At 62.3% G+C, this 14,075-nt stretch carries 14 protein-coding genes; 2 read left to right on the top strand and 12 right to left on the bottom strand.

Going from position 1 to position 14,075, the window contains the following annotated elements; translation table 11 throughout:
* Positions 1-14 precede the first annotated feature (14 nt).
* The gene (locus NKJ11_RS24145; RefSeq protein WP_023809481.1) at positions 15-611 is read right to left on the bottom strand and encodes a histidine phosphatase family protein; all 597 of its coding nucleotides are present in this window, start codon (positions 609-611) and stop codon (positions 15-17) included.
* Positions 608-1,711: an inositol-3-phosphate synthase gene (locus NKJ11_RS24140; protein ID WP_128303885.1), complete on the bottom strand. Its 1,104-nt coding sequence runs from the start codon at positions 1,709-1,711 to the stop codon at positions 608-610. The genes NKJ11_RS24145 and NKJ11_RS24140 overlap by 4 nt, the downstream gene beginning before the upstream one ends.
* Positions 1,712-1,866: 155 nt before the next feature.
* On the opposite strand from NKJ11_RS24140, the gene NKJ11_RS24135 reads away from it, so the two are divergent.
* Positions 1,867-3,609 carry a hypothetical protein gene (locus NKJ11_RS24135; protein ID WP_352794403.1) on the top strand — a complete coding sequence of 581 codons (1,743 nt, stop codon included), beginning with the start codon at positions 1,867-1,869 and terminating at the stop codon, positions 3,607-3,609.
* A gap of 9 nt (positions 3,610-3,618) precedes the next feature.
* Here NKJ11_RS24135 and NKJ11_RS24130 read toward each other — a convergent pair whose 3' ends face one another.
* The 9 genes from NKJ11_RS24130 to NKJ11_RS24090 form a co-directional block, all read right to left on the bottom strand.
* On the bottom strand, positions 3,619-3,804 hold the full coding sequence (locus NKJ11_RS24130; RefSeq protein ID WP_032900517.1) for a hypothetical protein: 186 nt from the start codon (positions 3,802-3,804) through the stop codon (positions 3,619-3,621).
* 94 nt (positions 3,805-3,898) lie between these two features.
* Entirely contained in the window at positions 3,899-4,945 is a 1,047-nt protein-coding gene (locus tag NKJ11_RS24125; protein ID WP_023809477.1) for a UDP-glucuronic acid decarboxylase family protein, read from the bottom strand.
* Positions 4,946-4,968: 23 nt separating this feature from the next.
* A complete protein-coding gene (locus NKJ11_RS24120) occupies positions 4,969-6,072 on the bottom strand; it encodes a CgeB family protein (protein WP_352794401.1) in 1,104 nt (367 codons plus the stop codon).
* Complete coding sequence (locus tag NKJ11_RS24115) at positions 6,069-7,163, bottom strand: CgeB family protein (protein WP_023809476.1); 1,095 nt, start codon at positions 7,161-7,163, stop codon at positions 6,069-6,071. The genes NKJ11_RS24120 and NKJ11_RS24115 overlap by 4 nt, the downstream gene beginning before the upstream one ends.
* Complete coding sequence (locus tag NKJ11_RS24110; RefSeq protein WP_352794400.1) at positions 7,160-8,290, bottom strand: CgeB family protein; 1,131 nt, start codon at positions 8,288-8,290, stop codon at positions 7,160-7,162. The genes NKJ11_RS24115 and NKJ11_RS24110 overlap by 4 nt, the downstream gene beginning before the upstream one ends.
* Before the next feature lie 2 nt (positions 8,291-8,292).
* Positions 8,293-9,393 carry a glycosyltransferase family 4 protein gene (locus NKJ11_RS24105; protein ID WP_352794398.1) on the bottom strand — a complete coding sequence of 367 codons (1,101 nt, stop codon included), beginning with the start codon at positions 9,391-9,393 and terminating at the stop codon, positions 8,293-8,295.
* On the bottom strand, positions 9,378-10,670 hold the full coding sequence (locus NKJ11_RS24100; RefSeq protein WP_352773679.1) for a TIGR04295 family B12-binding domain-containing radical SAM protein: 1,293 nt from the start codon (positions 10,668-10,670) through the stop codon (positions 9,378-9,380). The genes NKJ11_RS24105 and NKJ11_RS24100 overlap by 16 nt, the downstream gene beginning before the upstream one ends.
* Positions 10,667-11,740, bottom strand: coding sequence for an NAD-dependent epimerase/dehydratase family protein (locus NKJ11_RS24095; protein ID WP_128303891.1), 1,074 nt, complete (start codon positions 11,738-11,740; stop codon positions 10,667-10,669). Before NKJ11_RS24095 ends, NKJ11_RS24100 begins: the two co-directional genes overlap by 4 nt.
* Positions 11,737-12,843 carry an NAD-dependent epimerase/dehydratase family protein gene (locus NKJ11_RS24090; RefSeq protein WP_352794397.1) on the bottom strand — a complete coding sequence of 369 codons (1,107 nt, stop codon included), beginning with the start codon at positions 12,841-12,843 and terminating at the stop codon, positions 11,737-11,739. The genes NKJ11_RS24095 and NKJ11_RS24090 overlap by 4 nt, the downstream gene beginning before the upstream one ends.
* Before the next feature lie 212 nt (positions 12,844-13,055).
* Between NKJ11_RS24090 and NKJ11_RS24085 the strand changes: the two genes are divergently transcribed.
* Positions 13,056-13,328 carry a hypothetical protein gene (locus tag NKJ11_RS24085; protein ID WP_127255003.1) on the top strand — a complete coding sequence of 91 codons (273 nt, stop codon included), beginning with the start codon at positions 13,056-13,058 and terminating at the stop codon, positions 13,326-13,328.
* Between the two features lie 52 nt (positions 13,329-13,380).
* On the opposite strand, the gene NKJ11_RS24080 is transcribed toward NKJ11_RS24085, so the two are convergent.
* On the bottom strand, positions 13,381-13,974 hold the full coding sequence (locus NKJ11_RS24080) for a response regulator (RefSeq protein ID WP_164892923.1): 594 nt from the start codon (positions 13,972-13,974) through the stop codon (positions 13,381-13,383).
* Between the last annotated feature and the right edge of the window lie 101 nt (positions 13,975-14,075).

Raw genomic sequence — 14,075 nt, 5'->3', positions numbered from 1 at the left:
CCGGCAAATCCTCGTCAGGCAACTTCGTTCAATCGGATCAGCTTCGCCCCCCAGTCCCCCGACACGATCGTCGTGATCGAGGCGGGATCGATGTCGAAGCGAAAGCAGTCACCGGCCGGCAAGCCAAGGACGGTGCAGACGGCGACCTTGATCACATCGGCATGGCTGACCAGGGCGACGCATTGGTTCTGATGCCGCTCGCGGACCGCGGCCATCAGCGACACAATGCGTTGCTGGACATCCTGCATGGTCTCGCCACTGGGTGTCCTTGCCTCCTGCCGCTGGTCATTCCACGCTCGCCAACTGGCGTCGCCATTCAGCTCATCGAAAGTCTTTCCCGACCAGTCGCCGAAGTCGATCTCGTCGAGTTCGGCGCAGATCGCGATGTCCCCGACACCGCAGGCTAGCGCGATTGGCAGCGCCGTCTCTCGCGTACGCTCACGCGGGCTGCACAGGATCGCGACGATAGGCTCCCGGGCCATGCGGCCGCCAAGCTGCGCTGCCTGTGCCTTGCCGGCATCGCCGAGGCAAACGCCGTCCATCCGGCCTGCAAGATAAGAGCCGACATTGTCGTGTGCCGCATGGCGGATCAGAAAGAAGGTCGTCGTCATTCTGCGGCATCGAGCAAAGGCTCGTCCTTGCCAGCGATGAACGCAAGCGTGCGCTGCCGCGCTTCGGCGTCGGTGAACTGTTCGGGAGGCGACTTCATGAAATAACTGCAGGGACCGGTCAGGGCACCGGCTATGCCGCGATCGAGCGCCAGCTTGGCGCAGCGTAACGCATCGATCACCACGCCCGCTGAATTTGGAGAATCCCAGACTTCCAGCTTGAGTTCGGCATTGAGCGGCACGCCGCCGAAAGTCGTGCCTTCCACCCTTATATAGGCCCATTTGCGATCGGTGAGCCAAGGCACATGGTCGCTCGGGCCGACATGGATATTGCCCGGCTCCAGGGGAACATCGAACTGGCTGGCCACGGACTGTGTCTTCGAGATTTTCTTCGATTCCAGCCGCTCGCGTTCCAGCATGTTGAGAAAATCGGTGTTGCCGCCGAAATTCAGCTGATAGGTGCGGTCGATGCGCACGCCGCGTTCGCGAAAGAGATTGGCCAGCAACCGGTGCACGATGGTCGCGCCGACCTGGCTCTTGATATCGTCGCCGACCAGCGGCAGTCCTCGCTGCTCAAAGCGCCGGCGCCATTCCGGACGTGAGGCGATGAAAACGGGTATGCAATTGACGAAGGCGCAGCCGGCCTCGAGTGCGCATTCGGCATAGAAGCAGGTCGCCTCCTCGGAACCCACCGGCAGGTAGGAAACCAGCACGTCAGCGTTGCTGTCGCGCAGGATCTCGCTGACATTGGCAACCGGCTCCGGAGCTTCTTCAATCTCGTCACGCAAATATTTGCCGATCCCGTCCAGCGTCGGTCCGCGCTCGACGCGAACGCCGGTTGTCAACGCGTCGGCAAAGCGGAACGTGTTGTTGGGGGCGGCGTAGATCGCTTCCGCGACGTCGAGGCCAACTTTGCTCCTGGCGACATCGAATGCGCAGACAATCTCGATGTCGTCGACATGGTAGCCGCCAAGGTCGGCATGCATCAGCCCAGGGATTGGTTCGTTGCTTTTCGCGTGACGGTAAAAGGAGAGGCCCTGCACGAGGGAGGATGCGCAGTTGCCGACACCAACGATACCAACACGAACCTTTTTCGATCCCACGAACCGCCACCCTATGTTGTTCAAAGGTAAGTTCCTGGCGCCGAACCATCAGCGTGCCGGAATGTTCCTCCGCCCATCGAAAAATTGCGCGAGACAGCATGGATCGAAGCTGCATTCGATGCGTTGCCGCACGGCAAGCATTGGAAAACCGATCGATGATCGTCTACGGCGACCACAAGCAGACGCAGAACGCACAACAGCTTCGCGAAGCAGCAAGCGAAATGGCCGAAAGCCTGGATCGGATGTCTCATGGCATCCAACGCCATGCTGCATTGGTCGGACTGTTCATCAGCGTGTCGGAGCTGGTTCAGGCGCTTGCCGATGTCGATTTCGAAACTAGCGGCATCGACATCTTTTCGCCACGACAACAGCAAGGCGCCAGGTTGCTGGTCGGACTTGCGGCAGAGGTGGCGAAGTCGTGGCAAAGCGGTTTTGACGCCGGCGGTGGCATCGACCCGGGACTTCTCAAACTGCTGGCCGGGCTCGACTGCCAAGCCGAGGTTGTGACCGGCTCTGCCGAGGGTTATGCGCATTATGCGCTTTATCCCGAAAGCTATTTGGACGCAGCACAGAAGTCGGGTCTCGATGCGAACACATGTGTGATCGGCGTCCGCAGCATTGGCCTCGGGCTGGCAGCTATGGTGGCGGCCTCGATTGGTGCGCCGGCACCATTCAGCGTTCGCCCGATCGGCCATCCCTTCCGCAGGCATGTCAACGCCGATCCGCGGTCGATCGCCACTTGGATGAACAATCCATCGGCGCGTTTCGCCGTTGTCGACGAGGGTCCTGGCCTGTCCGGCAGTTCGATGCATGCCGTTGTCGTGTGGCTGCGTGAACTGGGTATCGATACGGACCGCATTCACCTGTTCCCCAGCCATTCAGGGGGCCCGGGCATCGAAGCGTCGCGGGAGGCTCGGGAGACATGGTCGCGCTGTCCGAAGCATGTGGCGACGGCGTTTGAATGCACCTTCTCCGAAAGCTCGAAAATCCCCACGTTGCGCGACTGGGTGGCCGAGGCGGTCGGCAGGCCGGAATTAAGCCTGACCGAGCTATCTGGCGGCGAGTGGCGGGCCGCCCACTACGCCGATGAAGGGCGCTGGCCGCCGAGCCCACGCGGTAACGAGCGGCGTAAATTCCTGGCGTCCGCCGGGCGTGACCGCTGGCTCGTCAAATTCGCCGGCCTCGGCGAAACCGGACTGAGCAAGAAAAGAGCCGCGGCGATGTTGCATGAAGCCGGGTTCGGGTCGCAAGTTGTCGCGTTTTGCCATGGCTTTCTGGTTGAACGGTGGATTGACGGCACCACGATGGATCAGGCGCCGCTGCCCAGGGAAAGACTGATCGCGGAGTTCACAAATTACCTGGCCTGGCGTGCGCTCAATCTTCGAACTTGCGAACCGGGTGCATCATTGCTTGCACTCGCGGAGATGGCTGTTTCCAATGCGTCGGAAGCCGTGGGCGAAAAACGCGCGGCGACGTTGCGCGGTTGGCTCGCGAAAAAAACTCCCGCGCATGTGCTTCAGCGGGTTGAAATCGACGGAAAGCTCCAACCGTGGGAGTTTCTCGTTCGTGCCGACGGCACGGCGCTCAAGACAGATGCTGTCGACCATTGCCGGGCACACGATTTGATCGGCTGCCAGCCAATTGAGTGGGACATTGCCGGCGCCCGTGTCGAGTACGAGCTATCCGACAGCGATGTGAGGACCCTGGTCCAAGGAATGAAGCTTGCCATCGACAACGGCCACATCGGCTTTTTCGAACCGTGCTATTTGGCATTCCAGCTCGGGCTCTGGAGCACGGCTGCGCAATCCGAAAGTGGCCGGGAAAAAGCAAGGCTGGCCGCGACGGCAGACCGATATAGGATGCGACTGATACGGTTCCTGGACGAATGCCGGGCATGATCGTTCCGATCAGTCCAGCCTTCGCAACATGTCTGCTTCCTGCTCGAGAATAGTGGCCACTTCCTCCCGCTGGAGATGCGTCATCATCAGGCTGACGCAGCACTCGAGATAGGTAATCGAGGCGCGCCGCAGATAGGCAGCCGTTTCGCGTTCGGCCATCTGGTCGATATCCCTCGCGGGTCGCTTGGGTTGCATGAGGATGATCCTCCGTATCGGGTCCTCCCGCCAAACCACAAGCTTGGGCGGATGTTCCGCACGATCTCGGGAAAGATTCGACCGCCGGCTCGCATCATGCCGGAAGGTTCTGCAGCCCGCCGGATGCGGGTCTCGCCCTTTTGGCAAAGCCTGTCATCTGATCGCCGATGCGACTGCCTTCTAGCGCCGCGAAATAATCGATCGTCAGCTTGAGCCCTTCGTTGAGGGGCACCTTCGGTGTCCAGCCGAGCAGCGCTTTTGCACGCGAAATATCGGGCTGCCTGCGCCGAGGATCGTCTTGCGGCAGCGGCAGAAATCTCAGATCCGATTTGGTGCCGGTCATCGCTTTTACCAACGCCGCCAGTCGCACGATGCTGAATTCTCCGGGATTGCCCAGGTTGACCGGCTTGCCCGGATTGGGATCGATATCCATCAGTCGCCTCAATCCATCAATCTGATCGGAGACGTAGCAGAAGGATCGCGTCTGCAAGCCGTCGCCGAAGATCGTCAGAGGACGTTTCTCGAGCGCCTGCATGATCAGGTTCGAGACGATGCGGCCGTCCGCCGGATCCATTCTCGGACCGTAGGTGTTGAAGATGCGCGCGACGCGCACGTCGGCTTTGCCGGCTCTAAGATAGTCGAAGCAAAGCGTTTCGGCGGTGCGCTTGCCCTCGTCGTAGCAGGCGCGTGGGCCGGTGCAGTTCACATGGCCAACATAGTCCTCCTTCTGAGGATGTTGCTCCGGATCGCCATACACTTCGCTCGTCGAGGCCTGTAGCAGCCGCGCGTTATTGTGGGCAGCGAGTTCAAGCAGGTTGAGCGTGCCGATCACACAGGTTCGCGTGGTGTGGATCGGGTCGGCCTGGTAACGCGGCGGCGAGGCAGCGCATGCCAGATTGAAGATACGCTCCACGGGCTCGCCGAGATCCAATGGCCGGCAGATGTCCTGCTCGATCAATCGGAAACCCGGCTGGTCCATGATCGAGATGATGTTCTCCATGCGCCCAGTCAGGAAATTGTCGGCGCAGATCACGCGCCAGCCGTCGCGGAGCAATGCTTCGCAAAGATGCGAACCGAGGAATCCCGCACCGCCGGCAACAAGCACTGCCTTTGCCCTTTGCGCGTTTCTTTTTTGTCGCATCGTCGTTTTCTCCTGTATGCCGGTCATGCTGCGCTTCCGATGTCGAATTCGAGGGCCGCCGCCCTTGGCTCTGTCAACGCCGCCACGAATTCGCGGGCCCTGGCCGCACCGGTGTGGGATGCGAGGACGCGTTCGCGGGCCCGGCGGGCCATGGCCCGGCGTGTGCGCTCGGACTCGCCGAAGAGGATCTCGACGACAGCGTCCGTTTCTCCGGCGGTGTGGATAGCCGATGCGGGAAAGAAGCTGTCGAGCCCTGGCCAGCGATCGCTGATGATGGGCGTGCCGCAAGCAGCCGCTTCGAACAGGCGCACACTGGGCGACCATCCGGCAGCGATCATGGAACTGCGTGTGACGTTCAGCGTGTAGCGCTGACGGCTGTAGAACGCGGCATGATCGGCCGGCGGCAAATGTTCGATGCGTTCGACATTGTCCGGCCAGGTGATGTCGGAGGGGTATTGCGAGCCCGCTACGACGAAACGGCGGTCCGGCATATGCCGTGCGGGTTCGAGCAGCAGCGCGTTCAGCGTTGCCTGCCGATCCGCGCTGTAGGTGCCGAGATAGCCGAGATCCCAGCGGATCGGATCGCCGGTCCGGTGATGCCGTTCCGGGTCGGCCGAGCAGTAGAGCGGTTCGGCTCGGCGCGCGCCGAACTCCTCCACCAGATGGCCAAGCATCGGCCCGCCGGTGAACGAGAAGTAGACATCGAAATACGGAATCTGCCGCCAGCTCAGATAATCGCAATCATCGGCCGAAAGCTGCGCCACGGTCACCGGTGTGTCGATGTCGTAGAAGCAGAAGCGCCCCTTGCAAAATGAAGCGACGATGTCGATGACCACGCGCCCTTCCGGCACGAAGGAGCCGATGACGACGATGTCGGCCTGCTCCAGGCACCGGGCGTAGTCGCGTTGCAACTCCGCAGTGGTTTCGTAGTAGCGCAAGGCGCAGAAATCCGGATCTCGCAGATCGCGGTGGTTGGCGTACCACGGCACGTCGCGCTCCAGAAAGGTCACGCGGTGGCCGAGTTCGTGCAGACCTTTCAGCAGGCCTCGAAACGTCGTGGCGTGGCCGTTTCCCCAGGACGAGGACAGCGACAGGCCGAGAAGGACGATGTTCAATTGCTTGGTCATTCCGCTGCCTCCACGGTCCCCTGCTCGAAATGACGTTTGAAGACGGCATCGGCCACGTCCGCCCGCAGCGCGTAGGTATGGTCGGCCAGCACGCGGCAAAGTGCGGCCTGGCCGATTGCTTTTGCACGACTGGAGGTCAGCGAGCGCATGATCTCGGCGACATCGCCGCCGTCGCGTGCCACCAGGATCTCCTCGCCTGGTTTCAGGAACAGTTCCACGCCCAGCCATGCGTCGGTGATGAGGCAGGCACCGGCGCCAGCCGCCTCGAAGACACGCGTGGCCGGTGAAAAACCGTTTACGGCCATGCTGTCGCGGCTGATGTTCAGCACTGCCTTGGGTGTGACGTTGAAGGCATTATGATCGCGGGTGCCAACGTGACCAAGCCAGCCGACGTTGGCGGGAAGCGGCTTGTCCCCCCAGCCAGATCCGCCGAGCAGAAAACGCTGTTTCGGAAGCTGGCTTGCGGGATCGAGGAAGAACGCTTCGACGCGTGCCTCACGATCCGGCAGCCGGTTGCCCAGGAACGCCAGATCGCAAGCGAAACGCGCATTGCTGGCGACCGGGTGATGCGTTTGGGGATCGAGCGCATTGTAGATCGGCACGCATTCGTTAGCCCCCATGGCACGGTAGGCCCAGACGACGGGGTCGCCGCCGCCATAGGTCAGCACAAGGTCGATTTCTTGCAGGGCGCCATGGAGCGGATGGTCCGGTTCGTCGCGTAGCTGGGCAAGGGTTGCTGGAGCGTCCACGTCCCAGAATACCACCAGCGCGTCGCTGCGGGCGTGGTCGAGGACGGCGCGCAGCAGCGCCTCGTCCTCGAAACCGACGCCACTCGCCTTGACGACGATATCGGCGCTGGCGGCGCGTGCCGCGACCTGCATCAGTGCGTGCTGGGTCGCTTCATATACGACCACAGTGCACCAGTCAGGCGCCTCGATGTCGCGGTTCTTCTGCCGGTCGTAGACGTCGGGCTCATAGAAGGTGATTTCGTAGCCCAATTGGGAAAGCGCCTTCAGCAACCCGCGATAGTAAGTCGCGGCACCGTTCCAGTAGGACGACAAGAGGCTCGATCCGTAGAATGCCATCTTCATGCGGCGGCTTCCTTTGCGGTGGTCTTGTTGATGGTGTGTTCGGCTGTGCATTCCGTGAGCACGCCGAACAACTCGTCGACGCGGTGCTGGCAGGTGTGCCGCGAGCGGATGGTCTCGAGACCCGAAGTCACCAGGGAAGCCGCGAAATCCGCATCGGCCAATACCGCCCGCAGGTGTTGCCGCATTTGCGAGCCATTGTGGGCAAACAGAAAGTCGACGCCTGGCCTGAACAGCTGCTCGACATCGGACCACGGTGCTGAAATCAGCGGAATGCCGCAGGCGAGCGCCTCGAACATGCGGATCGTCGGAATTCCGGGCAAACCCTCACGATAGGGGCGCCGTGGGATGTGGATGGTGACACGATGCGCGGCGAACGCCTTCGGCACGTCGGCATTGGCGATCCATCCGTCATAGCGCAGTCCGGCGGCGGCTAGGTCCGTGAGCGCCGGCTTGGGATAGCGGACGCCGTGCACCGTGGCCTCAAGGCCGAGATCGCGCACCGGCTTGATCAGAAACTCCCTGAGTTCGATGGTTCGTTCATCGTCGCCCCAGTTTCCAATCCAGACCAGATCGGACGTGACGTGGATCTCCGGGTGCGGCTTGAACAGGCGATCGTCCGCGGCCTCATGCCAGGTGAAGACGCGCTTGCCCCAGCCGGCGCGCAGATAGCTCTCGCGCAAGGCTTCGCCAAAAGCGAGAACGCCGTCATAGTGCTCCAACCGCAGCGCCGAGATTGCCTCGGTCGCCGATACGGCCCGGTGGTGGGTGTCATGAAACAGAAGGATGAAGTTGCCGCCAGCGGCCCGGGCACGGCCGATGCGTGCGACAAGCTCCGGATCCGTCCACTCATGAACGATCACGACGTCGGCCTCAGCGATCCAGGCTTCGTGATCGAACCCGGCATCATAGGTCACCGGCATCAGTTCTGGGAAATCCTTGCGGAAGCGTTCGATGGCGAAGGGTCCCTTCTCGGCCAGCAGGTTCGAACGGCTCCAACCGTCCGCCGGCTCCAGCGCCACCGCCTGGTGCCGGCGCGCGATCAGTTCCCGCATGATACCGCGCAGGAAATGGGCATTGCCGTGGTTCCAGTCGGAAACGACCGAGTGGGTGTAGAACAGAAAGCGCATGGTCAGCGCCCCGCCATGGCCAGGGCCGCCTTGTCGTAGACGCCTCGCATGGCCGCCGCTTGCCTGACCAGTGTAAACCGGCGGCTCCGTCGCATGGCTGCCTGGCCGAGCTCCCGCCTGAATTCGGCGTCGCTGGAGAGACGATTGAGGCAGGCAGCGAGGTCGTGCGGATTGCGCGCATCAAAGAACATCGCGGCCCCGTCCCATAGTTCGCGATAAGTTGCGATGTCGGAAAGCACCAGTGGCGTTGCCGACATGGCAGCTTCCAGCGCGGCCAGACCGAATGGCTCATAGATCGATGGCGACACGAAAATACCGGCGCGCGCCATCAAGGAGCGCACCTCGTGAGACGGCAGTGCTCCCAGAGGAACGGCATAGCTGAAGCCGGCACGCCCGCCGTTGGGACCGTGCATCGAACCGGCGGCAAAGATGGGCCATTGCGTCAGTGACGCGGCCTGGTCGATCACCGCCGCATTTTTGCCCTCGTCCCACCAACGGGCGGCGGCGAAGACGAGCGGTTGACGCTTTTCGGCTCTCGGGACGGGGCGGGCGCTATTCGCCACGACGTGCAGGCGCGCGATCGGGCCGTAGCAGGTCTCAAGCATGTCGGCGTGGCTGCGGCTCGGCGCAATGACTGCGTCGGCCCGATCCAAGCCGCGCCTGTTGCGCTCCTTCTGCCAGGCCCATGCGCCGTCCACTGTCTGTTTCCTGACGGCGTGGAACCATGTCGTCACGCAGGAATGGGAGACCACCACGGCTGGGCATGGCGCATCGAATCCCGATGCCTGCGTCGGCGCGTTGAAATGGACAAGGTCGATGGCGTGGTCGCGCATGGGCGCATGCAATTCCCGCGGCAGCGCGTCGAGGTCGCCGCCGTCGCGGGTCATCCAATCCGGCGGCGTGTTCAACCAGATCAGCGTCGTGAAAGCCTCCGCCTCCTCGGCCTGCTGCCTCGAAGGTTGCGGACCGAGGCCGGCAAGCACCATGTTGTCGCCGCCGTTCACAAGTTCCCGTGCCAGATCGAGGGCATAGCGCCATACGCCGCCCACGGCATCGACGGTCATCAGGATGCGCCGCGAGCGCGGCGTCAGTGTCCGCAACATGTCGCCTCCAGCTCCGCCAGCGGCCGCGGGCGCCTCTCCTGGATGTCACTGAATTTCTGGAACGACGCGAGGTAGTGATCATGGGCCCGCTCCCAGGCAAGGTCGTCGGGTTCGCCCCACATCTCGCGGTAGCTGGGCGAACTCGGATACGGGTAAAGCGGCACAGGTTCGTTGGCCCATACGCCGTGGTCGATCAGGTGAGTTCGCCAATGCTCGACCAAGGCGGGATCATCTTCGACCACGCCGATCAGATTGGCCTGGACAAATGGAACGTGACGTCTGGCATCGACGAGCAGCGCGGCGAGTTCCTCGGTCCCCAGCCGGCAGCGCTTGGCCAGCATCGCCCGGCCTTCGACGGTCAGGCTTTCGAGCCCGGCCTCGATGGAGACGCAGCCCGCGGCGCCCAGCAATTCCAGCAGCTCGGGCTTCCACAGATCGATGCGGGTCTGTACGCCGAATTTCACGTCGCGATCGACCAAGGCTTCCAGCAACGCTTTTTGCGGCAGGAAGATCTCGTCGATGAAGTAGACGTAGCCGACACCCTGGGCAATCAGCCGATCGATCTCCGCTACCACCGCTTCGTGGTTTCGACGGCGATAGGCATCACGGAAATCGATCTTGGCGCAGAAGCTGCAATTGTAGGGACAGCCGCGCGATGCCTCCACTTCCGCGCCGAACCCGACCTGACTGTCGTCAAACCTGTGATGGTGATGCGCATGGGCTGCGATCCAGTCCGCTGGCCATTCGAGTGGCGGATGATCGACAAACGAGCTGGCGTGGACGCCGCCGTTCGAAACAACCCTGGCATCCCGCAGATAAGCGGTTGAGGGCACGGCGCTCCAATCGTCGCGCCGGGCAAGTTGCTCGACGACTTCTTCGCATTCGCCGCGCACGACGATGTCGACGCCGAGCTTGCGCAAGGTCGGCGCCGGCGTTGCAGAGCCGTGCGGCCCGACCGCGACCGTGCGTCCACCGCGCCCGGCCAGACGGTTGAGGAAATCGGCCGGCACACGCAATTCCGGCGGTGCGCAGCGCCAGAACAGATAGGTCGGGGCGGTACTGACGACGGTCATAGCCGGGGCGAAATCAGCCACCCGCTCGCAGAGACCGGAATTATCGAGCTTCTGCAACTGGCCATCCAGCATCAGCACCTGATGTCCGGCGGCTTCGAGCAGGGCCTTCGAATAGCCGAGTTCCAGCGGCAGATGCGGTTGGCGGCAGCCGAAATAAATGCTGTCGTCATACGTCCAGGACGGGTTTACCAGGGCGATTTTCATGCAACGTACCTCACGGCTTCAGGGCGAGGCTCGAGCCGATGGCGCTGCAGCCAGTCGGCGAGGTCACGGATGCCTTCGCGCCATGAAACATGGGCCATCCAGCCAAGCGCGGTTTTGATCTTGCGGGTGTCGGCGACGAAGAAGGGCTGGTCGCCGGTGCGTTCCCCATCATGGCGGATTGAAAGATCATGGCCGGTCAGGCTACGGATTTCGCTCAACAACCTGCGCAGGCTGACCGCATTTTCCGGGCCGCCGCCAAGATTGAATGCCTGGCCTTTGGTGGTCTCGATGCGATCGAGCACGGCCCTGTAGGCGGCGACGGCATCGGAGACATGCAGGATATCGCGCACTTGCCTGCCGTCGCCGTAAATGGTGATTGGGCGTCCCGTCAGCGCGCTGAGCAGGAAGTGTGCGACCCAGCCCTGGTCCTCGGTTCCGAACTGGCGCGGTCCATAGATGCAGCTCATCCGCAGAACCGCCGTCGGCATGCCGTAAGATTTGGCATAGTCGAGCACATACTGATCCGCCGCGCCTTTGGAGCAACCGTAGGGCGTGCAGAAGTCCAGGCCCCGAGCCTCATCGATGCCGTTCGCCTGGATGACGCTGTCGCAAGGCACATAGCAATCGCCGTCCTCGCGGACCGCGACGTCGGGCAGGCTGCCATAGACCTTGTTGGTGCTGGCGAAGATCACAGGGATGCGCTCACCGCTCAGTCGCGCCGCCTCCAGAACGTTGAACGTACCGCGAAGGTTGATGTCGAAATCCTCGCCCGGCTCGACCAAGCTTGTGGTGACGGCGGTTTGCGCGGCCAGATGGAAAATTGCCCTGGAAACCATCAAGACAGGCGCCAGTGCGTTGGCGTCTCGCACGTCGATCGTCTCCACCGTGAGGCGACCACCGTGTTTTTGCGCCAGCCATTCAAGGTTCTGCTGGACGCCCGGACGGCTGAGATTGTCGATCACCAGTACCGGCTCGCCATCCGACAACAGGCTGTCGGCGAGGTTCGATCCTATGAAGCCGCTGCCGCCGATGATGGCGATCGGCGCGTCGCGTCGATTGCGTGTGTTCATGAGACCAACCCACGTTCTTCTAGCTCGCGCTTCATGTCGGCGCCGCGGTCGACGGCGGACGTGTTACGCACCCAGGAAACGAACTCGCCGAGCGAATTCTCCAGTTGCCGCACCGGCTCGAAACCGAGCAGCTCACGGGCCTTGGAGATATCGGCGAAGCAGTTCCGGATATCGCCGGAGCGGGCTTTGCCGAGCAGTTCCGGCGAGCGGTTCGGTGTCCCCATGGCTTCGGCCAGCAATCGCGCGACTTCGCTGATCGCATAGGCGCGGCCGCTGCCGATGTTGATGACATGACCCCTTGCCTGGCGTTGCTGCAGAGCAAGGCGAAAGGCGCGGGCGACGTCACGCACATGGACGAAATCGCGCTTCTGTTCGCCATCCTCGAAGATCATTGGCCGTTGGCCGTTGGCGAGACGCGAAGCGAAGTTGGCCAGCACGCCGGTATAGGGATTGGATAACGCCTGGCCGGCGCCGAAGACATTGAACAGGCGCAGCGCGGCCGCATCGACGCCATAGGCCTCGCCGAAGATCAGCACGGCGCGCTCCTGGGCGTATTTTGTCAGCGCATAGATGGAGGCGAGATCTACCGGCTTTTCTTCGTCCGTCGGCAGCGGCGAGAGGGCGTCTCCCTCTGGCGACAGTGGGTCCCATTGCCCACTCCTGATGTCGCCCGCCTTGCGCCGAGCATTGTCGACACGCCGGCCGTCTGGCGTTGCATAGAGCCCTTCGCCATAGACGCTCATCGACGAGGCGACGACGATCCGTTCGACCGGGTGCTTGATCAGCGCCTCGAGCAGCGTTGCGGTGCCGAGATCGTTGGCGCCGACATAGCGCGCGATCTCGTACATCGATTGTCCGACGCCGACTTCCGCCGCCAGATGAATGACCGCGTCGACACCTTCCAGCGCATTGGCGACCGCCTCCCGGTCGCGGACGTCGCCCTTGATCAGCTCGGTTCCAGCGGGAAGCGCGACGGCTTCGCCCGCATGCACCTGCTCCAGCAGCGCATCGAGGATGCGAACCGAATAATCCTGCTCGACGAGTTCCTGTGCGACATGCCGGCCGATGAAGCCGCAGCCTCCTGTAACCAATATGCGTTTCACGACGACTCCTCAGACCAGTAACCTCGGCGCCCCGAACTTTTCGGCAAAAGGTTTGTTCCCTTGCTTCAACAAAGTTCCTTTGGTCGGTGCCATTGGGAGCCGGCGCAGCGCGAGCACGGCGCGGTGCTGGAACATTGACGTGCTTGTGCTGTTAGGACGCCCGACAGCCCGCGTGTCCCATGTGGCAACGCCGATGATCAAAGGAGATTTCAATGTCTCAGTCGCAAACGACCACCAACCACGACGAAATTCGCAAATGGGCCGAGGAGCGGGATGGCCGGCCGGCAGTGGTGCGCACCAAAGGCGAGGGCGGCATCCTGCGGATCGACTTCGGCGAGCCCGAGGAAGCATTCGAGCCCGTCGAATGGGACGAGTTCTTCCGGATATTCGACGAGAATGATCTGGCCTTTCTGTATCAGGCCAAGACCGGTGAGGGGAAAGCAAGCCGTTTCAACAAGTTCGTCGAGCGCAATCAGAAGGGCTGATGACGCCGGTCAAATGGCCTATCTGTACGGCCAAGTTTTCTTGGAAGGCAAACTAATGCATCAGTTTTGCGCCGCGGGTTTTCGCCATCTCTTGCATGATGCCGTTGAGCCAGTTTTCAGTGGATTGACCAAGCTGTCTGCGGTCGACATCCCGGATCGCTTGCTCGAGCGTCCTCTCGACGAGCCGATCCGATGCCTCGACGTCTGCCAGCAAAAGGCGCGCCGCAAGTCGCAGTTTGGGCAAAAGCGCGAAGACGTCGTCGGAGGGGTCCGACATGGGGGTCTCCCGCCCAGATGCCTGCGGGGGAAAGAGCGCGTTGAACACCGCCTGGCTGCCCGAGGATTTCCGCAAATTGCTGGCGTAGCGGAGATGATCGGGAATGGCGATGTCGTCATCGCCACTGAAGAACACGAAGGGGACACCCCGGCGCATCAACTCATCGGCGATTGGAAACACGCGTCGGCCATTGAGATTGACGTCGAGGATTGCAGCTTCAGCCGTCCCGGTGTGTTTGGATGCCTGTTCGACGGTTGCAGCGGGACCGAGGATGATGGCGCCCATATTGCTGAAAAACCGCGCAAGATCCCCCGCCATCGTCCATTCGTCTTCGACTATCAGAATATGCAGCCCCCGCAGGTCGCGCACGTCGTCATCCTTTCTTGGAACGGAGGTTAGAATGCAGCGGATTTGCCTTCCGAATTCTGTCGTCCAAGGCCGCCTGCAACCGTCTCGTAAGCGCCAGCATG

Source organism: Mesorhizobium sp. M0243 (assembly GCF_040321775.1).
Taxonomy (GTDB): Bacteria; Pseudomonadota; Alphaproteobacteria; order Rhizobiales; family Rhizobiaceae; genus Mesorhizobium.
Note: the sequence above shows the minus strand (reverse complement) of the source record. Positions and strands in the feature narration are given on the sequence as shown.

Excerpts from the sequence above, each read along its gene's own strand:
- NKJ11_RS24145 (WP_023809481.1), bottom strand. The coding sequence starts at position 611 with ATGACGACGACCTTCTTTCTGATCCGCCATGCGGCACACGACAATGTC.
- NKJ11_RS24095 (WP_128303891.1), bottom strand. The coding sequence starts at position 11,740 with ATGAACACACGCAATCGACGCGACGCGCCGATCGCCATCATCGGCGGC.
- NKJ11_RS24110 (WP_352794400.1), bottom strand. The coding sequence starts at position 8,290 with ATGCGCTTTCTGTTCTACACCCACTCGGTCGTTTCCGACTGGAACCAC.
- NKJ11_RS24130 (WP_032900517.1), bottom strand. The coding sequence starts at position 3,804 with ATGCAACCCAAGCGACCCGCGAGGGATATCGACCAGATGGCCGAACGC.
- NKJ11_RS24125 (WP_023809477.1), bottom strand. The coding sequence starts at position 4,945 with ATGCGACAAAAAAGAAACGCGCAAAGGGCAAAGGCAGTGCTTGTTGCC.
- NKJ11_RS24115 (WP_023809476.1), bottom strand. The coding sequence starts at position 7,163 with ATGAAGATGGCATTCTACGGATCGAGCCTCTTGTCGTCCTACTGGAAC.
- NKJ11_RS24105 (WP_352794398.1), bottom strand. The coding sequence starts at position 9,393 with ATGTTGCGGACACTGACGCCGCGCTCGCGGCGCATCCTGATGACCGTC.
- NKJ11_RS24120 (WP_352794401.1), bottom strand. The coding sequence starts at position 6,072 with ATGACCAAGCAATTGAACATCGTCCTTCTCGGCCTGTCGCTGTCCTCG.
- NKJ11_RS24085 (WP_127255003.1), top strand. The coding sequence starts at position 13,056 with ATGTCTCAGTCGCAAACGACCACCAACCACGACGAAATTCGCAAATGG.
- NKJ11_RS24135 (WP_352794403.1), top strand. The coding sequence starts at position 1,867 with ATGATCGTCTACGGCGACCACAAGCAGACGCAGAACGCACAACAGCTT.
- NKJ11_RS24100 (WP_352773679.1), bottom strand. The coding sequence starts at position 10,670 with ATGAAAATCGCCCTGGTAAACCCGTCCTGGACGTATGACGACAGCATT.